Genomic DNA, 25,133 nt, shown 5'->3' on the forward strand with positions numbered 1-25,133 from the left:
CCTTCTCCTAATATTGCTTTCATCTTCACACTATCTCATTGAACACATATCGATTGGTCAATGGATAGCGCCTGTCCTTGCCAAATCCACGCTGGGTCACCCGGACTCCGACTGGTGCCTGGCGCCGCTTGTATTCATTGCGGTCTATCAAGCGCGTCACCCGCAGTACGTCCTGCTCTCGATACCCTAGGGCCAGAATATCCTCCCAGCTCTTATCCTGTTCGACATAAGCTTCCATGATGCCATCCAGCACCGCATAATCCGGCAAGCTTTCCTGGTCGGTCTGCCCATGTCGCAACTCAGCAGAGGGTGCTCGCACAATGATTCGCTCAGGAATCACCGGGCTGATCTGATTACGGTATTTGGCGAGCTGGTATACCAACGTTTTGGAAACATCCTTGAGCAAGGCAAAGCCCCCCGCCATATCGCCATAGAGTGTCGAATAGCCGACTGCAGTCTCGCTCTTGTTGCCTGTGGTCACGACCATCTTGCCAAACTTGTTGGAGATCGCCATTAATAATGTGCCCCGCACACGTGCCTGCAGGTTTTCCTCTGCAATGTCGAAAGGCTTACCCGCAAACTCAGGAGCCAACGCCGTGCAGAAAGACTCGAATACCGGCCCAATGGCAATTTCGCTATAGCGCACATTGAGGGCTGACGCCATGGCCCTGGCATCTTCCAGGCTAATCGAGGCAGTAAACTCTGAAGGCATCATGACGGCCTGCACCTTATCGGCGCCCAAGGCATCCACGGCAATCGCCAGGGTCAGGGCAGAATCAATGCCTCCGGACAAACCCAGCAGCACACCGGGGAAATTGTTTTTCAGCACATAGTCACGGAACCCCAGGCTCAGTGCCTTATAGACTGCGTCTTCTAACTCTGGGACTGGATGAATCTCGGCAGGCTCTGGCGCACCGCGGCTGAAGGACACCATGCCCAGCATCTCTTCAAAAGAAGGCAATTGCTGCACCAAGGCACCTTCGTCATTCATGACGAACGATGCACCATCGAACACCAGTTCATCCTGCCCGCCCACCAGGTTGGCATAGACGACAGGCAAACCGGTTTCACGGATACGATCACGCACCACGGCATGACGCTCCTGTTGCTTGTTGATGTGGTAAGGCGAGGCATTCAATACCAGCAGCACCTCTGCACCCGCATCGCGAGCACGCCGCGCGGGCTCGGGCGCCCAGACATCAGCACAAATCACAATGCCCAGTTTGCAGCCCTGGTGATTAATCACCAAAGGCTGGTTACCCTCACTAAAATAGCGCACCTCATCAAACACACTATCATTCGGCAATAACTCCTTGTGGTAGGTCTGGCGCACTTGTCCAGCCTGCAACACGGAAGCAGCGTTATAGCGATTGCCCAGGTATTTGCGCGGATGTCCCACTATCACCGTCAGTTCGCCAGGCAGTTCGCGCGCCAAGGCATACAATGCACGATCGCAAGCAAGGTTGAAATCATCGCGTAGCAATAAATCCTCAGGGGAGTATCCAGACAATGCCAATTCAGGACACAACAACAAGGTTGCACCAGCCGCTTGCGCCTGCTGTGCCTGCTCAATAATCTTGGCAGCATTGCCCTTGAGATCGCCAGCGGTGGCGTTGATTTGCGCGATCGCGATCTTCATTTCACGCGTGACCTGGCAAGAAATAACATCCGATATGGCCGCACGTTAATAGCTACCGCCAGCATCCTTGATCAGTTGCACGATCTCGGGCTTCTTACCCTTCAAGGCATACACCAATGCCGTCAGGCCATATTGATCTCTCACCTTCACATCTGCTCCGCTATCCAGCAACAGCTTGACCAGGTCAACATTGCCATCACTCACAGCATATTGCAGGATAGGTGTGCCTTCAGAATCCTTGTGATTAACATCGGCTCCCTTATCGAGCAGCACCTTGGATGAAGCGATCTGGGATTTCTTTACCGCCCAGGAAAGTGCAGTCCACTTGGTCTTGTCCTGTGCATCTACCTTGGCTCCTCTTTCGAGCAGCAGCGAGGTAGCCTCGGCATTGCCTTCACGCGCAGCATACATCAACGCCGTCAGGCCAAAGCGATCACGGGCAGCAATGTCAGCACCTTGATCCAGCAAAGTCTTGATCGTTTCTATGTCGCCATGTCTCGCGGCATACATGAGAATACTCTTGCCATCGTCACTCTTGCTGCTGGGGTCTATGCCACGCTGCACCAACAGGCCCACCATTTCGCTATAGCCCGAGGTTGCCGCCATGCCCAGCGCGCTCCAGCCGGATTCATCGCGCACCTTGGCATCTGCCCCATGCTCCAGCAACACCTTGGCTGTCGCCACAAAGTTTTTCTTGGCGGCAAACATGAGGGCCGTCCATCCACCAGCATCCTTGGCATTGACGTCAGCACCTTTTTCCAACAGTGCACGCGCAACATCGGCCTTGTCCTTGCGTGTGGCGTACATCAGGGCCGTGATCCCCTCTGCATCCTTGGTATTAGGGTCCACTCCGCTACTGAGCAGAGACTTGACCGTAACCAGATCACCCTTAGACGACACCGTCAGCAGGTAAGGCACCTGGTCCTGTGCTATGGCGGGTATTGCCACCACGCCAAGCAATGCACTACACAGCACGACAGCAGTTAAACGACGCAACATAGAAATTTCCATGGCTGATAAATGAACCCTATTACCTACTTGATATTTACTGCTTAGCCTTGATGGCAGCTTGTACTGCCTCGCCAAGTCCGGCTGGCGAGCTTGCCACTACCACACCAGCTTGCTCCAGCGCCCTGATCTTGTCCTCTGCCTTGCCGCTACCACCGGAGATAATCGCGCCTGCATGGCCCATGCGCTTGCCTGCTGGCGCCGTCTGGCCAGCGATGTAGCCTGCCACCGGCTTGGTGACATATTGCTTGATATATTCAGCAGCGGCCTCTTCATCACTACCACCAATTTCGCCCACCATGATAATGGCTTCGGTTTCAGGATCAGCCTGGAACAGCTCAAGGCAATCAATAAAGTTCATGCCGCGAATGGGGTCACCACCTATGCCCACACAGGTAGATTGGCCCAAACCGAGCGCGGTAGTCTGGTGCACGGCTTCATAGGTCAATGTACCGGAACGCGAGACGATGCCAACCTTGCCGCGCAGGTGAATACTGCCGGGCATGATGCCGATCTTGCACTCATCCGGCGTGATGACGCCAGGACAATTGGGGCCGACCAGGCGTGCACCATTAGCCTTGAGCGCTGCCTTGACATTGAGCATATCCAGCACGGGGATGCCTTCAGTGATACAGACGATCAACTCGATGCCAGCATCACAAGCTTCCAGAATGGAATCCGCAGCAAATGCAGGTGGCACATAGATCACCGAGGCATTGGCCGCGGTTTCGCTCACCGCAGCGCGCATGGTATTGAACACAGGCAAGTCGAGATGGCGTTGCCCCCCCTTGCCTGGCGTTACGCCGCCTACCATCTTGGTACCGTAGGCCAGCGCCTGTTCGGAGTGGAATGTGCCCTGCTTGCCGGTAAAGCCCTGGCAAAGCACCTTGGTATTATTGTTGACCAATATTGCCATGATTATGCCTTCACTGCTGCTACTGCCTGCTGCGCGGCATCGGTAAGGCCGGCTGCAGAAATAATCGATAAACCGCTTTCACTCAACATCTTGCGGCCCAGCTCTACATTTGTGCCTTCCAGGCGTACCACAACAGGAATCTGGATACCGACTTCCTTCACTGCGGTAATAATGCCCTCGGCAATAATGTCGCAACGCATGATGCCGCCAAAGATATTGACCAGGATGGCCTTGACGTTAGGGTCAGCGAGAATGATCTTGAAAGCACGCGCTACCGTTGTTGCCGTAGCACCGCCCCCCACATCCAGGAAGTTGGCAGGTGCACCACCGTGCAGCTTGATCAGGTCCATGGTGGCCATAGCCAAGCCTGCGCCGTTGACCATACAGCCGATGTTGCCGTTAAGAGCGATGTAGTTGAGGCCAGCATTGTGTGCTTCCGCCTCCTTGGCATCATCCTGGCTCCAGTCGCGCTGCTCTGCGAGTTCGCGGCGGCGATACAAGGCGTTGTCATCAACGCTCATCTTGCAATCCAGCGCCATCAGTGCACCTTCGGCGGTGACGATCAGCGGGTTGATCTCAAGCAGGGCAAGGTCGTTTTCCTTGAACAAGCGGTACAAGCCCTTGGCAAGACGGGTAAAAGCCGCAATCTGGTCGCCTGCAAGGCCCAGGGCAAACGCAATATTGCGCGCCTGGTAATCCACCAGGCCATTCAGTGGGTCGCAAACCTCTTGCAGGATTTTCTCCGGGCTGTGCTGGGCAATTTCCTCAATATCCATACCACCGGCTTCGGAGGCCACCAGCACGATACGCTCCAGCGAACGATCCACCAGCATGGATAGGTACAGCTCGCGAGCGATCGGCAGGGTTTCCTCAACCAGCACTTTTTCTACTGGTTGGCCATCTGGTGCATTCTGGTAAGTCACCAGCCGCTTACCGAGCAGACTGACAGCGACATCCTGCACCTCATCCAGGCTACGCACCAGTTTGACGCCACCGGATTTACCGCGCCCGCCCGCATGCACCTGTGCCTTGACTACCCAGGCATTGCCTTCCAGCGCCCGTGCAGCTTCAACGGCTGCCTGTGCAGTTTCTGCCACCTGGCTGCGCGGTACGGGAATGCCATAACGCTGCAACAAAGCCTTGGCCTGATACTCATGCAAATTCATGTTTTTACTTTTGTAATGACCTAATAGTGTATTTTCGCGCAAATCCCCGTCTTGCGCCAGCTTGGCAGCCTGGCAATGGCGCAACAGATGTATAATGAAAATCAATTTTTCACTCCCACATTGTTTTGACTATGCGCCTCGTTATCCAGGGCCCAGGCATCAGCTTCCAGCAACTGGCCCATATCCACCAGCTTCTCAGCGCCAGCCACCAGCAGTTCATCCAGATCGGCGAGCATGCTTACCAATTGGCCAATCAATCCGCAATCCCGCCGGAACTGCATGCCTTCTGCCTGGATCAGCGCATTGATCTTGCTCTCGTCGATGACCTGCACAACCTGAATAATCTGGGCTTGGCGGTGATGGACATGGACTCCACGCTCATCACCATAGAATGCATAGACGAGATTGCCGACATGCAAGGCTTGAAGCCGCAAGTCGCCGAGATTACCGAAAGTGCGATGCGCGGCGAGATTGAGTTTGCCGAAAGCCTGCGCCGACGCGTAGCCCTGCTTAAAGGCCTGGATGCCTCAGCCCTACACCGCGTGATTGACGAGCGCCTGCAACTGACACCAGGCGCCCAGGCCTGGATTACCGCCTGCAAGCAACACAATATCAAGACGATGCTGGTATCAGGCGGCTTTGATTTCTTTGCTGATCGCGTCAAAGCCATGCTGGGACTGGATGTTGCCAAAGCCAACTCGCTGGAAATCATTGATGGCAAGCTGACTGGTCGCGTGCTGGGCAATATCGTCGATGCCCAGGCCAAGGCAGATTACCTTGAGCGCTTCCGTCAGGAACTAGGCCTGAGGCAGGATCAAGTTGTCGCCATTGGCGATGGTGCCAACGACCTGACCATGATGTCAGCCGCAGGTTGTGGCGTGGCCTACCATGCCAAGCCTGTGGTGCAAGAAAAAGCCACGTATGCGCTCAACCATGTCAACCTGGAAGGCCTGGTCTATCTGTTCAGCCCTTTATCTGCGTCTTCAGCTCAAACCTGTCATTGAGGAATTGTCTATGTTATCTACCCTTTTTCGCCTGCCCACGCTCATGATCCTGCTCTTGGGCAGCCTGCACGCCATGGCTGAACCCTTGGCTGAAATCCAGACCAGCGAAGGCTTGATCGTGGTTGACCTGAATAGCGAGAAAGCCCCCAACAGCGTAGCCAACTTTATTCGCTACGCGAAGGAAGGCCATTATGCAGGCACGATTTTCCACCGTGTGATTGCTGGCTTCATGATCCAGGGCGGCGGCCTTGATACCAATTTCGAGCCCAAACCCACTCACCCACCGATCAGGAACGAAGCCGACAATGGCCTCACCAATGCCACCGGTACCATTGCCATGGCACGTACCAGCGACCCGCACTCAGCCTCGGACCAGTTCTTCATCAATGTGGCCAACAATGCCTCGCTCAACTTCAGCGAGCGCTCCAGCACCGGCTGGGGATATACCGTATTTGGCCGCGTGATCAAGGGCATGGATGTGGTGCAGCGTATTGCAATCATGCCGACCGATGGCGGTGATGCCCCCTTCCAGAATATCTTGATCCAGTCCGTCACGATCAAGGAGTAAAACCGAGCCTGGCTCAAGCCGGGCATACTCACCTCATCTATCAGGACCGCATGACATCCATCAATCGGCCTAAAGTCCTGAATGCCTGTTCCACAGGCGCATCAACAGGCTTGCTGTAATTGATGCGTATGCAATGGTGGCATTGATGCCTCACCGAGAACATTGGGCCGGGCGCAATGCTCACCCCCTGCGCCAAGGCTTGCTGAAACAAGGCCAGCGCATCCACATGCTCAGGTAATGCCACCCAGAGGAAATAGCCGCCATGGGGCTGCGTTACCTGTGTCTCTGCCGGGAAATATTGCGCAATCAAATGCAGATACTGATGTTGCTGCAATTCAAACTTGGTACGTAGTTTGCGCAAGTGCCGATCATAGCCGCCATGTTGCAGGAAATCTGCCATGGCTGCCTGCGCAATCGTACTGGTAGACAGCGAGGTAATCACCTTGAGGCGCTCCACCTCCCGCTCAAAACGGCGCGGCAGCAAGGCCCAACCTATACGGTAGCCCGGCGCCAGGGTCTTGGAGAACGAGCTGCAATGCATGACATAACCCGCTTGGTCATAGGCCTTGGCAGGCCTGTGCTCCTGCATGCCAAAATACAATTCGCCATACACATCATCTTCAATCAGTGGCACCTGATAACGTGTCAGCAGCGCAACCAAAGCTTGCTTGCGCTCGGCTGGCATCGAAACCCCCATGGGGTTCTGAAAGCTGGTCATACTCCAGCAGGCACGTATCGGCGCCTTTTCCAGCATTTTCTCCAGATAATCGAGATCCATCCCATGGATTGGGTCGACAGGAATTTCTACCGCCTTGAGTTGCAAGCGCTCCAGCGCCTGCAAGCAGCCATAAAACGCGGGCGATTCGATAGCGACCAAGTCACCAGGCTGGGTCACCGCCTCCAGGCACAGATTCAGCGCTTCAAACGCACCATTGGTAATCAGGATGCTATCGACATCCGCCTCTATGCCTTGCATAAGATAGCGCCGGGCAATCTGCCGACGCAGATCATGATTCCCTGGTGGCAATGATTCAACAATCGCCGCAGGCCCCATATCGCGCGTGGCATGCGCCAGGGAACGTGAAAGCCGCTCCAGCGGGAACAAGCCAGGCCAAGGAAACGCAGACCCCAATGGCACGGTATCCGGGTTCTTGATAGAGCCGAGAATGGAAAACACCAGATCAGAGATAGTGACCTCAGTGCTTTCCTGCTCCGGCATAGGCGTACTCTTGGATGCTAGCTGCTTGATGGCATGATTGCTGACGTAATAACCAGACTTGGGCTGGGCACGAATCAGCCCCAGGTTTTCCAACTCGTAATAAGCCCGGAACACGGTGGCAGGGCTGAGCTTGTGATGGAGGCAGGCCTGACGTACGGAGGGGAGTTTTTCGCCTGGTGCCAGCACTCCGGAGCGAATGGCAGTCGAGATATCATGCACCAGTTTTTCATAGCGTTTCATGCCGGTTGCTGCCTTATTTCTATCATTCGAGGAGTAACTGGCCTTCAACGGCTGTCATTGCGGCTCCCAGAAACGACAACGGGGCACCAGGCCCCGTTATTTCAGATCATTACGCTAACTGCCTGCGCGAGAAGGTCAATGTCGCGTTGGTGCCACCAAACCCAAAGCTGTTGGAAACTGCAGTCTGGATATTGGCATTGTCGATGCGCTTGCGCACGATGTTGAGTCCCTCGGCAGCTGGGTCAAGATTCTCAATGTTGGCAGAAGCCGCAATGAAGTTGTTTTCCATCATCAGCAAGGTATAAATCGCCTCATTCACACCTGCAGCACCCAGCGCATGGCCAGAGAGCGACTTGGTGGAAGCAATGGCAACATCGGTGCCACCGAATACCGCACGGATGGCTTCCAACTCCTTAACATCACCGACTGGCGTGCTGGTGCCATGCGTATTGATGTAGTCGACAGGGCCTTCAACACCTTGCAAGGCCAGGCGCATACAACGCTCAGCCCCTTCACCACTTGGCGCCACCATGTCATAGCCGTCAGACGTTGCACCATAACCAACGATTTCCGCGTAAATCTTCGCACCACGTGCCTTGGCATGCTCGTACTCTTCCACCACCAGAATGCCACCGCCACCAGAAATGACGAAGCCATCACGATCAACGTCGTAAGTACGGGAAGCCTTGTCCGGCGTGGCGTTATACTTGCTGGAAAGCGCGCCCATGGCATCGAACATGAAGGAAAGCGTCCAATGCTCTTCCTCACCGCCGCCAGCAAACACGATATCTTGCTTGCCAAGCTGAATCTGCTCCACCGCAGCACCAATACAGTGAGCGCTGGTAGCACAGGCCGAGCTGATACCGTAGTTGATGCCCTTGATCTGCGCTCCAGTCGCCAGGCAAGCAGAAACACCGCTCGCCATGGCCTTAGTCACCATATAAGGCCCAACACGACGCACACCCTTGGCACGCAATGTATCAATGCCTGAGAGAATGTTCTCGTGCGAAGCACCACCCTGGCCAACAATCAGGCCAGTGCGTACATTTGAAACCAGCTCAGGTGGCAGGCTAGCATCGGCAATCGCCTCCTGCATGGCCAACCAGGCATAAGCATGGCCCTTACCCATGAAGCGCAACAACTTGCGGTCAATCAGGGCTTCAAGGTCCAGGTTTTCAATGGAACCAGCAACATGCGAGCGCAGCCCCTGGTCTACATATTCCTGTTGAAAGCGAATGCCTGAACGGCCTGCTTGCAGGCTATCCAGGACTTCAGACTTGTTGTTACCGAGACTGGAGATGATGCCCATCCCGGTGACGACGACACGACGCATTGCGTGCTCTCCTACATTAATTCAATCAATACCAAGTTACTGAACAGCAGAACGTATCTGCTAGAAATTATCCGTGCGAGTAAACAAGCCAACGCGCAAATCATTGGCAGCATAAATCTCGCGCCCGTCAATTTCCATGTGGGCATCGGCAATGCCCATCACCAGCTTGCGCATAATCACGCGTTTCAGATCAATGCGATAGGTAATCAGCTTACCAGTTGGCAACACTTGGCCGGTAAACTTCACTTCCCCTGCACCCAAGGCGCGACCACGGCCTTTGCCGCCCATCCAGCCCAGGTAGAAACCTACGAGCTGCCACATGGCATCCAGGCCAAGACAGCCGGGCATCACTGGATCACCTTCAAAGTGGCAGTTAAAAAACCACAGATCGGGCCGCACATCCAACTCAGCCACAATTTGGCCATGACCATACTTACCGCCATCTTCCGTAATGGAGACAATCCGGTCAAACATCAACATGGGTGGCAGGGGCAATTGCGCATTGCCTTCCCCAAACATTTCGCCACGACCGCAGGAAAGCAGTTCCTCAAAGGTAAAACTATTCTGTTTTTGCATTTAATTATTCTGTACTGGTAATCCCGGTATTTTCGCCTGAAATGCCATTTAACAAAAGCCCTAAGCAATGAAAGTATCAATAAATCTATTTGAATGGTGCTTCAATTTCGCCTATCTATCCCCCTGCAGGGCAACAAACACCGGGCAAACAAGGAAACTATACAGATCTGTTTACACCATGAATCAAAACCCCTACCATACGGGAAAATTTCCTTACAACCCCATTAACCTAGTACTGGAATCGACCACATGAGTGACCGTCAATTGACCGACTGGCGTGCGCAGGCATTGCAATTGGAGAGTAATGTTAACCAGGTGGTTGTCGGTCAGGCCAATGCCGTGCGCCTGATCACGACGGCCATTTTTGCCCGTGGACATGTACTATTGGAAGGTGATGTCGGGGTTGGCAAAACGACCTTGCTGCGCGCGTTCACGCGTGGCATTGGCGGCGGCTACCAGCGTATCGAGGGCACGATAGATCTGATGCCTAACGATCTGGTATACCACACCTATCTCGGGGATGATGGTCGCCCGCACGTCAGCCCGGGCCCGTTGCTGTCGCATGGCACTAATCTCTCAGTGTTTTTCTTCAATGAAATCAACCGCGCTCGTCCGCAGGTGCACTCCTTACTGTTGCGCGTCATGGCAGAACGCACCCTGTCAGCATTCAACCGGGAACATCACTTTCCCCACATGCTGGTATTTGCTGACCGCAACCAAGTGGAAAAAGAAGAAACGTTCGAGATTCCCTCCGCGGCCCGCGACCGTTTTATGATGGAAATCCCCATCACCGTCCCGGCAGACATCGACATCATGGAATCCCTGATTTTCGAAACTCGCTTCCACGATGTAGATGCTCTGGTAGACCAAGTAACGCCTGATATCCTGCAATTTGATGGCCTCAACCAAGTCGCCGCCTTGATCCAGTCCAGTGTGCAAGCCAGCCCTGCCTTGCGTCGATATACGCTAGACCTCTGGCTGGCTACCCGCACCCCAGCCGATTATGGCCTCAAGGTGGAAGGTGTAGACATTAAGCGCCTGGTTGTTGCTGGTGCCAGCCCTCGCGGCATCGCCATGATGATGCGCGCTGCACGCGTCAACGCCTGGCTCAACGGACGCGAAGCCGTGTTGCCCGAGGATATTCATGCCGTGTTCCACGAAACCATTGCACACCGCATGGTATTCAACCCCATCTATGAAATGCGCCGTACCGAGATCGCCCGCGAGCTGCTCAATCAGGCCATTCATAGTATCAGCGCCACCTGAACACCATGCATGAGCTAGCCAAGGAGTTCAGCTACCAGATCGGCTGGCGCTCCCGCGGCCGTCACCCTGGTCGCCATGCCAGTGCCCAGCGCGGCCTGGGTATGGATTTTGTCGGCCATGCGCCGCTGATTTCCTATCCCGATCCGCGCCGTATTGATCTACGCCTAAGCCTGCGTGACCCGATGGAGCAGGTGTATGTACGCATCTATAACCAGCGTAGCGCAGTGCCTGTGTTGGTGGCTTGTGACTTGTCTGGTTCCATGGGGTTTTCCGGTCATGTGCATAAACTGAAGATTGCCGCGGAAATCACCGCCTCAGCCGCGCAATCTTCCTCACGCGTCAATGACCCATTCGGCTTTATCGGCTTCGACGACATGGTGCGCGACGAGTGGACCATCCCCACCAGCACGCGCGTACAAGCAGCTTATTTACTCGCAGAGCAACTACAAGATTACCGCCCTCCCCATATTGGCGGTGCAGGCATCCTGCAGGTCAGCCGTCACTTGCCGCGCGAACGCGCCTTGGTGCTACTGGTCTCGGATTTCCATATGCCACTGGAAACGCTGGAAGAAGCCCTACTCTCCATGCAGCGCCATCACATTGTGCCCATCGTGCTGTGGGACGCTGCCGAATATAGCGCTATCCCTGAGTTTGGGCTAACCCATGTCACGGACAGCGAAACAGGCGAGAAACGCACACTATTGTTGCGCAAAGCGACCCATGCCCGCATCCAGGCGGCATTTGCCGAGCGTCGTGCCGCCCTCAACGCGTTGTTCATGCGTTATGACTTGCCCCCTTTCTTTATTGAGCAAGGCTTCGACGCAGATGCCTTGACGGAATACTTCTACCAGTTTGTCACGGCCTGAACATGCGCACATTACCTAGATTCCACCTTCTACTGCTGCTAATAGCCACCACGCTCGCCAGCTCTCTGGCGTGGGCTAAAGATACTCCCGCGCAATCATCAGACGATCCCCCCGTTGCCATCTCCGCCATCAACCCGGCTCGCGATGTCGGCTATCACGTCGGCGATATCCTCACTCGCACCATTACACTTAAAGTGTCCGACCAGTACAAGCTGCTGCCTACCTCACTGCCAATTCCAGGCAATCAGAAACGCCGTCAGAACAAGGAGCAAGGGATAGAAATCTATGCCAGCAAACTAAGCGAATCGCACAATAACGGCCAAAATATCTACACGCTCGAACTCAGCTATCAGGTATTCACCTCCAGCATTGTCGCCAAGCCAACAGCCCTGCCTCCCGAATTCGTTAAGTTTTCCGGCAACGGCAAACTGTTCCAGGCACGTATTCCGAGCTGGAATTTCCGCATTTCACCATTAGCCGTTTATGGCTCGGTGAATATCAGCAAAGACATGAGCCCATTTCGTGGCCCCTTGCTGATCAGCGATAGCAAACATCAACAAGCCCTCATTGCCGCAATCACCGTGCTGGGCATGAGCCTGCTCGGCTTGCTCTACATCCTGGGCAATCATGCGTGGCTACCTAAAATGGGCGGGCCATTTGCCAAGGCATATCGCAAGGTCAGGAAAACCGGCGCAGATACCCCCGGGCTGGAAAACGCCATCAACCATCTGCATCAGGCTTTCAAGCACAGCTGTGGGCAAAGCGTTTTCAGTGCAGAAGAAATTATCCAGATCAAGCCTGCTTTCGCGCCGCTGGCAGACGATATATCTCGCTTCTTTTTATTGTCCCGCGCAATATTTTTCGATAGCTCGGAGCAAAACATCCCGGCAGACCCGCACACATGGCTACGCCAGTTCAGCCGCCGCTGCCGCGACATTGAGCGGGGGATGAAATAAGTGAGCTTCAACCATGCATGGTTGCTCATGCTGCTGCCCCTCAGCCTGGTGCCGTTATTGCTCGATCGCCAGCATAGCCGTAGCTATTCGTGGCTAGGCCTGTTGCCGCGTGACCGCCTATCCGATCTTCTCGGCATCCTGCTGAAAATACTTGCCGCACTGGCATTGTGCTTCATGTTGCTGGGGGCAGCTGGGCCAGCCACCGATGCACAATATATCGAGCGGATTGGCCAAGGGGCACAACTGGTGCTAGTGATTGATCGCAGTGCCAGTATGGACGAGGCCTTTTCCGGCGCCGAGGCCAGCGGGGTTGCCGGGGAATCGAAAGCCGCTGCTGCCGAGCGCCTGATCACACGCTTTGTGCAAGAGCGCAGTAATGACATGTTCGGCATGGTGACCTTCAGCAACTCTGCCATGCACGCCCTGCCACTGACGGACAATCGCGAGGCCATATTGGCGGCCATCCGCGCCGCAGGTGGTGCTGCCTTGTTCCAGACCAATATAGGCAGCGGGCTGACGACTGGGCTTGCCCAGTTCGATAAGACGCCAGACTCCGGCTCACGCGCCATCATCCTACTCTCTGACGGCGGTGGTCGCATGGGAGCCAACACGCAGCAGAAAATCCGTGACTGGCTGGAGCGCATGAACGTCACACTGTATTGGATTGTGCTGCGTCAACCAGGTGCAACCAGCATCTTCGATACCAGCTATGTGCCACCCGAAGACAAGCCCTTGCCTCCAGCACTGGAGCTGAATGATTTCTTCAAGACACTGCGTACCAGCTACCAAGCCTACGAGGCCGAAGACCCAACATCGCTGGCTACCGCCATCGAAGACATCAACCGCAAAGAAAAGAAACCCATCCGCTACCAGGAAGAAATTCCTGGTCGTGATTTCGCTCCCTATTGCTACCTGCTGGCAGCCATGCTGTTGTCATTGCTGCTGCTAGCCAAATTCATCGAGGTCAGAACATGGCACTAAGCGCCAGAAAACTTACCTGGGCGTTCGCCCTCCTCGCCCTTGCCTCTGCGGGCATCGCCGGTTGGCAAGTGCTACAAATCAAGCAGATTGCTGCATTCAACCAAGCCATCCAGCAGGGCAAGACACCCAGCACACGCCAGGATAGCTATGAAGCCAAGTTCGCCGTCGCTTATTGGCAGGCCCGCAACGGCCGCTATCAGGAAGCCACGCAACTGTTCGGGCAACTATTGGACAAAGGCAACCATACCCAGCAATCCGCTGCTCAATTCAATACCGGCAACATCTTCTTTTTGCGTGGCCTCATCATTAATGGTCGCGATCTCACTGTACGCGACGAAACCGAGTACCTGCTCAACCAGGCACGCACCGCCTACGAACAATCCCTACGCCTTGACAATAACTTCTGGGATGCCCGCCACAACCTCGACCGCGTGCTGAGCATGCTGCCATCCAACCCCACACCAGGGTCAGGCGAATCAGACTCGCCCGGCCTGATCATGGGCAATATCCCGGTAGGATTGCCATAGCCCCATCATGCTACAAGCCCGCCTCAAGCCTTATCTGCACCGCGAAATCCTGCTGCCGCTGCTGGCCTTGCTGCTGCTATTGGCCGCCGCATGCAAGCCCACCATCCCTGTGCCGCACAATATCTACAGCACCATGCTGGTCATCGACATCAGCCAGAGCATGAATACCAAGGGTATGAGCTGGCGTGGCGACGATATTTCCCGGCTGGAATACACCAAACACATCGCGCACGACCTAGTCGCCAGCATGCCCTGTGGCAACCGCGTCAGCCTGGCCTTCTTCTCTGGCCTTAGCGTGGCAGCCCTGTATACGCCGATTGAAGTCTGCGCCAACTACGCTGCCATCCAGGACACCATTGCCCGCATTGAATGGCGCCAAGCGTGGGCCGGCAATACCCGCTTGCGTGAAGGCGTTGACTCCCTCGCCCGCCTGCTACGCACCATGCCAGAACCCACGCAGGCTATCCTCTTCACCGATGGTGAAGAAGCGCCGCGCCTGCACGCCTTTAATACCCGCGACCTCAGCGACTTCCAGAAAGACGGCGATTGGCTGCTGGTCGGCATTGGCAGCAAGGAGCCACATCCCATTCCCAAGTTCGATGAAAACAATAAACTACTGGGTTACTGGTCGGCAGAGAACTTCGTCCTGCAACCTGGCGTCGCGCAAATCTCCCAGCAAAACCTGGGTACACGCGACAAGGGCACCGCAGTATCGGAAAATGACCGCTACCAATCCACCCTGGATGAAGAATATCTGCTCAAACTCAGCGAAGAAATCGGTGCTACCTACGTCAATGGTGACAGCCTAGAAGACGTCAAAAGCGCCATGCACGAACTCAAACCCAGCCGCCGAGACTTTGCGCCCATGCAGATTGATTGGTTGTTGGCAATTGTGGCTGGCACATTGGTACTGGTTTCATATACGCCGCAGCGGTTGAAGAAACTATTTAAGCGGGTTTTGTATCGCAAGGCAGTGAACTAGCAGTCAGTTATGTCTAGACATGCTAGACATAGCGTCTACTCCATCCACCAAAAACAGAAGATCACACAGAATCCAATACTCATTAACCATTAGGCTCTACATAGTTTCATATTTATTTCCAAGACACCTGATTAAGGCCAATCACCCTCTCAATACATTACAATCCCAGGCATATCTAGCAATCAGGAAATAGAGTATGAAATTGTCCACCATTGCCCTAGTGGCAGGGTTAGTAGCATTTCAATGTCCAGTCTATGCAAGTCCCTATAGCGATAAGCAAGCCTTCGAGGAAGCTGCCAAGCAGGATATGCTGAAAGGGAAATCCAGCCGTGAGAGCATGCAGTTTCGTGGGATGATCGTGACGGAGTTTGACGATAGCCTGAACCTGTGTGGTGAGGTCAATCGTTCACCCGATGAGCCTGAGTGGATGCGCTTTATCAAGATTTTCGACAAGGAAACCAGGCGTTTTGAGTCGGCGTGGGTAGAGCCGACTGATTCTTCATACGAGGTTGAAGAATTCAAAAGAAGTCAGTTTGAATACTATTGGGACCGCCGCTGCTCCAATATCAGGTAATCATTCATCAGTAGCCCACGCTTGTTGCCAAAGCGGGGTATTTACTGCCAACTATGCGGCCTGGTATTACAGGCCTAATCGTTTGACTTTGACTACACAGTATTTGCGTTGTCCTCTTCATGTGCACGCCAGCGCAACCACACTCGTAAGCGCCTGAATGCCTCAGCATCCACGGCATCTGGCAGGATGACGCAGCTAACCCGCCCTTGTTCGAGCTTGAGATTTAGCACTGTAAAGCCCGCGGTCACCAACGTACTGCCCTGTACCTGGGCAGAATAACGCATGTCATTGCACATGGTGAGCCAGAGTTTTCCTGCGTGATCTAGCTCGATAATGACGGGGGCTGTTGGATGTTTGCGCCAGACATCGCGATTAATCTGCCTAACAACGGCAGCGATGATGCCAACGATAAGAATGGCTTTCACCCACCAGGCCCAAGGCAAAAGTAAGATTGCCACACCCGCGATACTGCCCATCAGCGTAAACAAAGATGCCAGCCAACGTGAAGGCCCGAGAATCAGGGTAGCTGGCTTCACGCTATAATGATGCGGTGTTTTTCGTGGTTTATTCATTCAGAGGGTGATTCATGACTCCATGGCAGCAATTCCTGTCCGAGCAAGGCGCTACAGTGCAGGATGGCGTTATTCATTTTTCCAATGCAGCGTGCGCTGACGACAGCATCATCGCCGATTTGTCGCATTATGGCTTGTTGTCTCTCGAGGGTGAAGATGCAGTCACTTTCCTGCAAGGCCAAGTGACCAATGATGTCAAAAAACTCGATGGTAGCACTAGCCATTACAGCGGCTACTGCTCACCCAAAGGCCGGTTGCTGGCCTTGTTTTTTGCCTTTGCACAAGATGGCAAGTTGTACCTGCAATTTGATCGTGGCTTGCTTGAGCCCATTGCCAAGCGGCTGCGGATGTATGTACTGCGCTCCAAGGTGGTGATCACCGATTTGAGTGAATCAAGTGTGCGCATTGGGGTGGCTGGCGACAAGGCAGTCACTGCGCTAAGTGCGCATTTTGGCACGATTCCCGAAACCGAATATGGCGTAGTACAGCATAATGGCACGACGCTAATCCGCTTACCCGGCGCACTGCCACGCTATGAGGTCATCAGCCCAGCAGCACAAGCTGCCGAACTCTGGACCACACTCAGCCAACATCTCACACCTGCTGATAAGGCGAATTGGGATTGGCGCGAAATCCAGGCGGGGATCCCCGAGATTGTGGCGGCGACACAAGAGGCCTTTGTGCCGCAAATGGTCAACCTGGATATTCTTGACGGGATCAACTTCAAGAAGGGCTGCTATACCGGACAGGAGATCGTCGCCCGCACGCATTATCTGGGCAAGGTCAAGCGCCGTACCCAGCTTGCCCATATCACCAGTGAGCATGCGCCAGCAGCGGGAGATGAAGTGCTGGATGTCAGCGGGACCGCAGCAGGTCAGATTGTCCGCAGCGCACGCCATCCTGACGGTGGGTACGACGTACTGGCAGAATTACGGCTGGAAAGTGTAGAGGCCGGTAGTTTGAGCTGGCAAAGCCAAGTACTGGAAATACGCACCTTGCCTTATTCACTGGAAAAATAAACTGCGGCATTAACCCCTGGCAGGCCGGGCTGACCTGCGTATGATATTTTTTCATCAGGAGCCAGTGGCATGGGGTGGTTAATTACCAAATATTTGCTGACAGCTGGTGTCGTCGTGCTGGTGTCAGAAGTCGCCCGGCGCAGCGACAAGCTGGGAGCCATGCTAGCAGCGCTGCCATTAGTCACGCTGCTTGTACTGATCTGGCTACATCTTGAATCCAAGGCAGAAAGCAAGATCGCCAATCATGCCTGGTATACCTTCTGGTACGTCATCCCCACCTTGCCGATGTTCCTGGCATTCCCCTGGCTGTTACCACGACTGGGTTTCTGGCTGTCGATCTTGGCAGGCATTGTCATTACCTTGCTGAGTTTTGGCCTATTGGCACTGCTGTTGCGTCAGTTCGGCATTGAATTGTTGCCTTGAGCATAGTTCATAGCAACTGATCATTATGCTCGTACAAGTATCAGGCGCGACTGACGCTCACTTGATTACGTCCGGCCATCTTGGCTGCATACATGGCTTGATCTGCACGCTCCAATACTGGTTCAAGCTTTTCCCCGGCGCGAGCCACAGCAACGCCCAAGCTCGCAGTCATTGATATCTGTGTGCCTTTGTAGTCAACCAGTTCGTGCTCGATAGCGCTACGTATCTTCTCGGCCAACAGCATGGCGTTGTGCTCATCGCAATCCTTCATCACGATGAGGAATTCTTCCCCACCCCAACGACAAACGAAATCAGCAGCACGGGTATTAGCCTTGATAGTACGTGCCATCTGGGTCAGAACATGGTCACCGCCCAGATGGCCCAACCTGTCGTTGATGGACTTGAAATGATCAACGTCGAGCACAATGAACGCCAGGGTGCTACGCGCACGCTCGTTCTCGTTAAGGAAGACATTAATCACAACGTCGAAAGCACGACGGTTAGGCAAGCTGGTCAAGGTATCTGTGGTAGCCATCTTTTCCAGCTTATCTTGGTACCTGCGTAACGCTACGTGGGTCAATGTCACCACAATCGCAGTGATCACCAAGCATAGTAAAAGATTGATATGCAATGCTTGGCGGATGTCACTAGTGGCCTCTTGCTCATCCTGCCCCACAAATAAGTACCAGTGCAACTCAGGGATATAGCGCACATTGACTAGCTGTTGGGTCTCGGCATCCTCATATTGAAAGCTGCCACCATGGTTGCCCTCTTTTGCCAGCACCTGCTGGAAAATACCAGCCAACCCTGGCTTTTTATGCATGCTATGACCGACGGCATGTTGCTTGCTGCCGGATAGGCGAATAACGCCATCTGGATCGACAAAATAGACATCCCGCTTGAATCTCTCCTGGTAATGGCTGATAAGCTTTTGCACCGAATCTACCGTCAGCCCAACCCCAACTGCACCGAGATATTGGCCTGCATAATCCTGTACCCGGTAATTGATGAAAATGGTCAAGGCATCGGCATGAGCCATATCCTTATCTACATTAATCTCATAGGGGTTCTGCATCTCGCGTACGCGGTAATACCAGACATCCCGCTCCTCACCAGGCTTGACCTGTTTGAGGATGCCTTTGCCATAGTAATAATTGCTCGTGCGATCAGAGACAAGGAAGGTAACGAAGGCACCATATTGTGTCTGTACTTCCTGCAAGTAACGACTAATCTTGTCTACCTCTGCCTCACCATCCAGCACCCAATCCCGCAGGAAAGTATCTGAAGCCATCATGGACGATATAAAAATCGGCCTGATGAGGTCTTTCTGAATCTCAGAATAGATATTGTCAGAGCTTAGAGGCAGCGTGCTATCAACAATGGCATTGTGGATAGACAAGCGTGATACATGGTAACTGACCAGTGAAGTGGCAATAAAGCCGGTTGCCAGAATGGCAATAATGAGGAAGATCAGCTTATGTCTGCTCATAACAGCAGGACAGCTTACTCATGTTGACCAGTTGTCGGTGCAACTGGCTGGGGTGTTGGGCTAGAGGGTATCTGGTCTATCACTTGATAGAACACTTCATCCTGCTTGATCATGCCCAGTTCGCTGCGTGCCCGCTCCTCAATCGCCGTATTACCCTGCTTGAGGTCGCGCACTTCAGCATCCAAGGTATCGTTGCGCAGCTTCAACTCGGTATTGCTGCTTTTCTGCGCAACGATTTTCTGGTTTAAATCCCAGACCCTCAGCCAGCTACCTTTGCCCAGCCACAGTGGATACTGTAGCAAGGCAATCAAGGCCACAAAGATGAGGGTGAGAAGTTTCACTTCAGGTTATAGAACGCTTCTTTGCCTGCATAGCTGGTGGCATCGCCCAACTCTTCTTCAATGCGCAGCAACTGGTTGTACTTGGCGATACGTTCGGAACGCGACAAGGAGCCAGTCTTGATCTGCAAGGCATTGGTTGCCACGGAGATATCAGCAATAGTGGTGTCTTCTGTTTCACCGGAGCGATGCGAGATCACGGCAGTGTAACCAGCGCGCTTGGCAGTCTCGATGGTGGTGAAAGTCTCGGTCAAGGTACCAATCTGGTTCACCTTGATCAGCACGGAGTTACCCACGCCCTTCTGGATACCTTCGCGCAGGATCTTGGCGTTGGTCACGAACAGATCGTCGCCCACCAGCTGTACCTTCTTGCCCAGGCGGTCAGTCAGCAGCTTCCAGCCGTCCCAGTCGTGCTCAGACATGCCATCTTCAATGCTGACGATAGGATACTTGTCTACCCAGGTTGCTAGGTAATCGGTGAATTGGGCGGAAGTCAGTTGCAGACCTTCGGATTCCAGGTGATAGAGGCCATCCTTGTAGAACTCGGAGCTAGCGCAATCGAGGCCCAGCAAGATGTCGCGGCCTGGCTCGTAGCCAGCGGCAGTAATCGCCTGCAGGATGTATTGAATCGCAGCTTCGTTGGATGGCAGATCAGGTGCAAAGCCACCTTCGTCACCCACGGTGGTTGCCAGGCCTTCGTTGTGAAGGATTTTCTTCAAGGCATGGAATACTTCGGCACCTGCACGCAGGGCTTCACGGAAAGTAGGCAGGCCAGCAGGAATGATCATGAACTCTTGCATGTCCACGCTGTTTTCAGCGTGTGCGCCACCGTTGATGATGTTCATCATTGGGGTAGGCAATTGCATGAAGCCAGAACCACCCAGGTAGCGGTACAACGGTAAGCCTGATTCTTCCGCAGCAGCGCGAGCACACGCCATGGAAACAGCCAGGATAGCATTGGCACCCAGGCGGCTCTTGTTCTCTGTGCCGTCGAGGTCGATCAATGTCTGGTCGATGAAGCTCTGTTCTTCAACATCCAGGCCGATGATGGCTTCGGTGATTTCAGTGTTGACGTTTTCAACAGCCTGTAACACGCCCTTGCCCAGGTAACGTGCAGCATCGCCATCACGCAGCTCAACGGCTTCCTTGGTACCAGTAGAGGCACCAGAAGGCACGGCAGCACGGCCAATCACGCCGGATTCGAGCAGGACATCTACCTCAACAGTGGGATTACCGCGGGAATCAATAATCTCGCGGGCAATAATATCAACAATTGCACTCATGCTTTATTTCCTCAGTTTGAATTTGGATTTTTGTGCCGGCTTAGAGCGTATGCTCAATAAAGCCGGCTTTTTTCACCACACGGTCGAGGTCGACCAACACTTCCAGCAACGCCTTCATCCTGGGCAGAGGCCAGGCATTGGGGCCATCGGACAAAGCCTTGGCAGGGTCAGGATGCGTTTCCATGAACACCCCTGCCACACCACTGGCCACAGCTGCACGAGCCAACACAGGCACGAACTCGCGCTGGCCGCCGCTCTTATCGCCCTGGCCACCAGGTTGCTGGACTGAATGCGTGGCATCGAATACCACCGGGCAATTCGTCTCGCGCATAATGGCGAGTCCACGCATATCAGAGACTAAAGTATTGTAACCAAAAGAAGCACCGCGCTCGCACACCATGATGGTATCTGCGCCGCCGTTGGCTTCTTTTGCCTTTTGCACTACCTGCTTCATGTCGCCGGGTGCCAAGAACTGCCCCTTCTTAATGTTTACCGGCTTGCCAGACTTGGCACACGCAGTGATGAAATCAGTCTGGCGGCAAAGAAAAGCGGGCGTCTGTAATACATCGACCACCGCGGCCACATGCGGCACCTGCTCTTCGGTGTGTACATCGGTGAGGATGGGCACACCGATTTGGCGACGCACTTCATCCAGTATCTTCAGGCCCTCATCCATGCCAAAACCACGGAAGGTCTTGTTGGAGCTGCGATTGGCCTTATCGTATGAAGACTTGTAAATAAAGTTGATACCCAAGGCAGTGGTCAGTTCTTTCAACTGGCCTGCGGTCTCGATCGCCATTTCCTGCGATTCAATCACACATGGGCCAGCAATCAGGAACAAGGGTTGGTCTATGCCCACCTCAAAACCGCAAAGTTGCATGATTAAGCCTTTCTCGCTGCCTGATTGGTCAGGGCAGCTTCAATATAGGCATTAAACAGCGGATGCCCGGTACGTGGGTTGGAGGTGAACTCAGGGTGGAACTGGCAAGCCACAAACCATGGATGAACGTTGCTTGGCAACTCCACCATCTCGCATAGTTGTTCAGTGGGCGTACGTGCGGACACGATCAGGCCAGCTTTTTCCAACTGGTCAACATAGTTGTTGTTGACTTCATAACGGTGACGGTGACGCTCGTTCACTTCCGCACCGTAAATGGCAAATGCCTTGGTATCCGGCACGATAGGACACTTTTGTGCGCCTAGGCGCATAGTGCCCCCCAGGTCAGAATCCTCGCTGCGCTGCTCGACTTTGCCGTCTGCACCCTTCCACTCGGTAATCAAGCCAACCAACGGATGCGGAGACTTGGGATCAAACTCGGTACTGTTGGCATCCTTGAGCTTGGCGACATTACGCGCGAACTCGATCACCGCCAGCTGCATGCCCAGGCAGATACCCAGATAAGGTGTATTGCTCTCGCGTGCATAGCGAATGGCGGCAATCTTGCCTTCGGTACCACGCTTGCCGAAACCGCCCGGTACCAGGATGGCATCCATCTTTTCAAGTTCAGCCGTGCCTTGCTTTTCCACATCTTCAGAATCGATATAGTGGATATTCACCTTGGACTCATTATGAATACCAGCGTGAATCAGGGCTTCGGTGAGTGACTTATAGGACTCGGTCAGATCAACATACTTGCCGACAAAGGCAATATTGACTTCGTGCTTGGGGTTCTTGAGCGTGTGAACGATACGGTTCCAGCTCGATAAATCAGCAGCACGCGCCAGCAGATTAAGCTTGTGGCAGACGATTTCGTCCAGCATCTGCTCATGCAACATGCGGGGAATGCTGTAGATAGTGTCAGCATCCATCACCGAAATCACCGCTTCATGTGGCACATTGGTGAACAAGGCGATCTTGCGCTTTTCGTCTTCTGGAATGGCACGATCAGCACGACAAAGCAGGATATCCGGCTGGATACCAATCTCACGCAACTCCTTCACGGAGTGCTGGGTAGGCTTGGTCTTGAGTTCGCCAGCAGTGGGAATCCATGGCAACAGCGTCAGGTGCATGAAACAGGTGTTATTACGGCCCTCTTCAATGCCCATCTGGCGGATAGCTTCAAGGAAAGGCAGGGACTCGATGTCACCCACGGTGCCGCCAACCTCAACGATGGCAACATCAGCACCTTCTGCACCACGCTTGACGTGAGCCTTGATCTCATCAGTAATGTGCGGGATAACTTGGACGGTCTTGCCCAGGTATTCACCGCGACGCTCTTTCTTGATCACGGTTTCATAAATCTGGCCGGTAGTGAAATTATTGCGCTTGCCCATGCGTGCGCTGATGAAGCGCTCGTAGTGCCCAAGATCCAAGTCGGTCTCGGCACCGTCATCGGTGACGAACACTTCGCCATGCTGGAACGGGCTCATGGTGCCTGGGTCAACGTTGATATAGGGGTCAAGCTTGAGCATGGTCACCTTGATGCCACGCGATTCGAGAATTGCGCCTAAGCTGGCGGCTGCAATGCCTTTACCTAAAGAGGAAACAACCCCGCCGGTAACGAATACAAATTTGGTCATGGAATAAAAACTTTGGACATTGCGGACGGGGCTAGATTTTACTGCAAACGCCTATTACCCACAAATGGGAAATCCGCGCAACACAGTGGCAATTCAAGCCTTGTGATTAATATTCAACCAGTAAGGCCACACTCTTGCATGATTGCTTAACAAGCAATGTTGTCTAGCGACTGCCTGCCTTCATTCTCGGCCATACACCCACGCATTGAGCAAGGCCCGTGCAGACATTGCCACCTCACTGGCTGTTAAGCCGATGGGGCCTATGCCACGCCCAAGCAACGCATCAGCAGCAGCGCCATGCAAATAGACGCCCAGCAGTACAGCCTGCTCCATAGGCATGGCTTGTGCAAGCAAGGCAGCAATGATGCCGCACAAGGTATCGCCCATGCCCGCGCTGGCCATGCCAGGGTTGCCACTCTGGTTGATAAACCAGCGACCATCAGGCAAGGCAATGATGCTGCCACAGCCCTTGAGCACGATGATCGCTTGATAGCTATGCGCCAGCTTTAATGCAGTGGCGATACGGTCAGCCTGCACCTCTGCGTTACTGCAAGCAAGCAACGTTGCCGCCTCGCCGGGGTGCGGCGTCAGCACAGTGCTGCCCGGCGCACGTTGCCGCAGCTTCGTTTGCAGTTCAGGGTGATCAGCCAGCAGGTTAAGGGCATCCGCATCCAGCACCATAGGCTTGGCCTGCGGCAGCACCTCATGCAACATCGCCAGCGCTGCACTTGAATTCCCCAAGCCGGGGCCAATCACCAGCACACTGGATAGCGCAGGCACAGATGCAACATCACGCAACATCAGTTCTGCCTGTGCTGTATCCAGCGCCAAGGGCTGTGGTGAAAGCAAGCCACAATAAACGCGCCCTGCTCCCAAGAGTAGCGCCGCCCTGGAAGCTAGAATGGCAGCACCCACCATATAGTCAGCACCACCAATCACCCCCACGCTACCATGGCTGCCCTTGTGGCTATTGCGCCTGCGTGGGCAAGGCAAGGCTGGCGGCTGATCAATCAATACACCTGCAACATCATGATGCTGAATATCCAAACCCAATGCATCCAGATGCACTTCCCCGACATGATCCGGGCCATCCAGGGTAAACAAGCCAGGTTTGAGGCCGATGAAACTCAAGGTATGGCTGGCATGAATAGCGGCCCCCAGTACGCGCCCCGTTGTCATGCACAAGCCGCTAGGAATATCGAGGGCAAGCACTGGCAGGCCCAGCGTGTTCACTTGCTCAATCAGTGCACGATAGCGGCTGCCCAGCGGGCGCGATAAGCCAATACCAAATAATCCATCGATGACCAACTGCCAATGCCCATGTGCTGGTATCTCAGCGCATAGTTCACCACCTGCGGCCAACCAGGCATCATAGGCAGCGGCGGCATCTGGAGGCAGGGCTTCACGTTGGCCGGTAAACACCACCGTCACTGGATGCCAGGCCGCCTTGAGATGGCGTGCCGCCACCAGTGCATCACCACCATTATTCCCAGGCCCGGCCAACACCAACACGCTGTACTCGTGTGACTGCAATAACTTACTTGCCAAGCCAGCAGCGGCAAGGCCAGCTTTTTCCATCAGATTTTCTGCAAGATGTTGCTGCTCAATTTCCCGCAGTTGCGCTAGGTCATATAAAGGATGCATGGGCTGGCTGTAGCTGAAATCAAA

Annotated in this window: 25 protein-coding genes; 11 read left to right on the plus strand and 14 right to left on the minus strand. The window is 54.1% G+C overall.

The annotated features are described in order from the left end of the window. Nucleotides 1-25: 25 nt before the first annotated feature. Genes ACIKP9_RS05235 through sucC form a run of 4 tightly spaced genes read right to left on the minus strand, consistent with a single transcriptional unit; the run spans nt 26 to nt 4,729 of the window. Nucleotides 26-1,639 carry an NAD+ synthase gene (locus ACIKP9_RS05235; RefSeq protein WP_400880204.1) on the minus strand — a complete coding sequence of 538 codons (1,614 nt, stop codon included), beginning with the start codon at nt 1,637-1,639 and terminating at the stop codon, nt 26-28. 45 nt (nt 1,640-1,684) lie between these two features. Continuing rightward, entirely contained in the window at nt 1,685-2,638 is a 954-nt protein-coding gene (locus ACIKP9_RS05240; RefSeq protein WP_400880207.1) for an ankyrin repeat domain-containing protein, read from the minus strand. A gap of 46 nt (nt 2,639-2,684) precedes the next feature. Then, nucleotides 2,685-3,563 (minus strand): succinate--CoA ligase subunit alpha, encoded by an 879-nt coding sequence (gene sucD, locus ACIKP9_RS05245; RefSeq protein WP_230347649.1) that lies wholly within the window; start codon nt 3,561-3,563, stop codon nt 2,685-2,687. A 2-nt stretch (nt 3,564-3,565) separates the two neighbouring features. After that, nucleotides 3,566-4,729 (minus strand): ADP-forming succinate--CoA ligase subunit beta, encoded by a 1,164-nt coding sequence (sucC, locus tag ACIKP9_RS05250; protein ID WP_400881868.1) that lies wholly within the window; start codon nt 4,727-4,729, stop codon nt 3,566-3,568. Nucleotides 4,730-4,860: 131 nt separating this feature from the next. Between sucC and serB the strand changes: the two genes are divergently transcribed. Together serB and ACIKP9_RS05260 are read left to right on the plus strand one after the other, a co-directional pair. Beyond that, nucleotides 4,861-5,733 carry a phosphoserine phosphatase SerB gene (serB, locus tag ACIKP9_RS05255; RefSeq protein WP_400880209.1) on the plus strand — a complete coding sequence of 291 codons (873 nt, stop codon included), beginning with the start codon at nt 4,861-4,863 and terminating at the stop codon, nt 5,731-5,733. A gap of 10 nt (nt 5,734-5,743) precedes the next feature. Then, complete coding sequence (locus ACIKP9_RS05260) at nt 5,744-6,301, plus strand: peptidylprolyl isomerase (protein WP_400880212.1); 558 nt, start codon at nt 5,744-5,746, stop codon at nt 6,299-6,301. Between the two features lie 40 nt (nt 6,302-6,341). Here the strand turns inward: ACIKP9_RS05260 and ACIKP9_RS05265 are convergent, their stop codons facing one another. The 3 genes from ACIKP9_RS05265 to fabA form a co-directional block, all read right to left on the minus strand. Then, complete coding sequence (locus tag ACIKP9_RS05265) at nt 6,342-7,760, minus strand: aminotransferase-like domain-containing protein (protein WP_400880214.1); 1,419 nt, start codon at nt 7,758-7,760, stop codon at nt 6,342-6,344. 109 nt (nt 7,761-7,869) lie between these two features. After that, complete coding sequence (gene fabB / locus ACIKP9_RS05270; RefSeq protein ID WP_400880216.1) at nt 7,870-9,093, minus strand: beta-ketoacyl-ACP synthase I; 1,224 nt, start codon at nt 9,091-9,093, stop codon at nt 7,870-7,872. Nucleotides 9,094-9,153: 60 nt separating this feature from the next. Next, nucleotides 9,154-9,669: a 3-hydroxyacyl-[acyl-carrier-protein] dehydratase FabA gene (fabA, locus tag ACIKP9_RS05275; protein ID WP_230347652.1), complete on the minus strand. Its 516-nt coding sequence runs from the start codon at nt 9,667-9,669 to the stop codon at nt 9,154-9,156. A 249-nt stretch (nt 9,670-9,918) separates the two neighbouring features. On the opposite strand from fabA, the gene ACIKP9_RS05280 reads away from it, so the two are divergent. From ACIKP9_RS05280 to ACIKP9_RS05310, 7 genes are all read left to right on the plus strand, one after another. Then, entirely contained in the window at nt 9,919-10,935 is a 1,017-nt protein-coding gene (locus ACIKP9_RS05280) for an AAA family ATPase (RefSeq protein ID WP_400880220.1), read from the plus strand. A gap of 5 nt (nt 10,936-10,940) precedes the next feature. Continuing rightward, nucleotides 10,941-11,801 carry a DUF58 domain-containing protein gene (locus tag ACIKP9_RS05285; RefSeq protein ID WP_400880222.1) on the plus strand — a complete coding sequence of 287 codons (861 nt, stop codon included), beginning with the start codon at nt 10,941-10,943 and terminating at the stop codon, nt 11,799-11,801. Nucleotides 11,802-11,803: 2 nt separating this feature from the next. Then, nucleotides 11,804-12,757: a hypothetical protein gene (locus ACIKP9_RS05290; RefSeq protein WP_400880225.1), complete on the plus strand. Its 954-nt coding sequence runs from the start codon at nt 11,804-11,806 to the stop codon at nt 12,755-12,757. After that, nucleotides 12,758-13,738 (plus strand): vWA domain-containing protein, encoded by a 981-nt coding sequence (locus ACIKP9_RS05295; protein ID WP_400880228.1) that lies wholly within the window; start codon nt 12,758-12,760, stop codon nt 13,736-13,738. It abuts the gene before it with no gap. Further along, on the plus strand, nt 13,729-14,265 hold the full coding sequence (locus ACIKP9_RS05300) for a tetratricopeptide repeat protein (protein WP_400880231.1): 537 nt from the start codon (nt 13,729-13,731) through the stop codon (nt 14,263-14,265). Before ACIKP9_RS05295 ends, ACIKP9_RS05300 begins: the two co-directional genes overlap by 10 nt. A 7-nt stretch (nt 14,266-14,272) precedes the next feature. Further along, entirely contained in the window at nt 14,273-15,247 is a 975-nt protein-coding gene (locus tag ACIKP9_RS05305; RefSeq protein ID WP_400880233.1) for a vWA domain-containing protein, read from the plus strand. Nucleotides 15,248-15,443: 196 nt separating this feature from the next. Further along, a complete protein-coding gene (locus ACIKP9_RS05310; protein ID WP_400880236.1) occupies nt 15,444-15,821 on the plus strand; it encodes a hypothetical protein in 378 nt (125 codons plus the stop codon). A gap of 92 nt (nt 15,822-15,913) precedes the next feature. Here ACIKP9_RS05310 and ACIKP9_RS05315 read toward each other — a convergent pair whose 3' ends face one another. Next, nucleotides 15,914-16,393, minus strand: a complete 480-nt coding sequence (locus ACIKP9_RS05315) for a protein YgfX (protein WP_400880239.1) — start codon at nt 16,391-16,393, stop codon at nt 15,914-15,916. Nucleotides 16,394-16,407: 14 nt separating this feature from the next. On the opposite strand from ACIKP9_RS05315, the gene ygfZ reads away from it, so the two are divergent. Together ygfZ and ACIKP9_RS05325 are read left to right on the plus strand one after the other, a co-directional pair. Next, entirely contained in the window at nt 16,408-17,412 is a 1,005-nt protein-coding gene (gene ygfZ / locus ACIKP9_RS05320; protein ID WP_400880242.1) for a CAF17-like 4Fe-4S cluster assembly/insertion protein YgfZ, read from the plus strand. A gap of 69 nt (nt 17,413-17,481) precedes the next feature. Further along, a complete protein-coding gene (locus ACIKP9_RS05325) occupies nt 17,482-17,835 on the plus strand; it encodes a DUF3147 family protein (RefSeq protein ID WP_400880245.1) in 354 nt (117 codons plus the stop codon). A 40-nt stretch (nt 17,836-17,875) separates the two neighbouring features. Here the strand turns inward: ACIKP9_RS05325 and ACIKP9_RS05330 are convergent, their stop codons facing one another. The 6 genes from ACIKP9_RS05330 to ACIKP9_RS05355 all read right to left on the minus strand — a co-directional run bounded on the left by ACIKP9_RS05330 (nt 17,876) and on the right by ACIKP9_RS05355 (nt 25,109). Continuing rightward, complete coding sequence (locus ACIKP9_RS05330; protein ID WP_400880248.1) at nt 17,876-19,324, minus strand: sensor domain-containing diguanylate cyclase; 1,449 nt, start codon at nt 19,322-19,324, stop codon at nt 17,876-17,878. Nucleotides 19,325-19,338: 14 nt separating this feature from the next. After that, entirely contained in the window at nt 19,339-19,665 is a 327-nt protein-coding gene (gene ftsB, locus ACIKP9_RS05335; protein WP_334107179.1) for a cell division protein FtsB, read from the minus strand. Further along, nucleotides 19,662-20,945, minus strand: coding sequence for a phosphopyruvate hydratase (eno, locus tag ACIKP9_RS05340; protein WP_230347670.1), 1,284 nt, complete (start codon nt 20,943-20,945; stop codon nt 19,662-19,664). The genes ftsB and eno overlap by 4 nt, the downstream gene beginning before the upstream one ends. 40 nt (nt 20,946-20,985) lie before the next feature. Beyond that, the gene (gene kdsA, locus ACIKP9_RS05345; protein ID WP_400880252.1) at nt 20,986-21,825 is read right to left on the minus strand and encodes a 3-deoxy-8-phosphooctulonate synthase; all 840 of its coding nucleotides are present in this window, start codon (nt 21,823-21,825) and stop codon (nt 20,986-20,988) included. Between the two features lie 2 nt (nt 21,826-21,827). Then, nucleotides 21,828-23,465, minus strand: coding sequence for a CTP synthase (locus tag ACIKP9_RS05350; RefSeq protein ID WP_400880254.1), 1,638 nt, complete (start codon nt 23,463-23,465; stop codon nt 21,828-21,830). Between the two features lie 180 nt (nt 23,466-23,645). Then, the gene (locus ACIKP9_RS05355) at nt 23,646-25,109 is read right to left on the minus strand and encodes an NAD(P)H-hydrate dehydratase (protein ID WP_400880256.1); all 1,464 of its coding nucleotides are present in this window, start codon (nt 25,107-25,109) and stop codon (nt 23,646-23,648) included. Between the last annotated feature and the right edge of the window lie 24 nt (nt 25,110-25,133).

The sequence above is a fragment of the Methylobacillus methanolivorans genome, assembly GCF_044751345.1.
In the GTDB taxonomy this organism is placed as follows: domain Bacteria; phylum Pseudomonadota; class Gammaproteobacteria; order Burkholderiales; family Methylophilaceae; genus Methylobacillus; species Methylobacillus methanolivorans.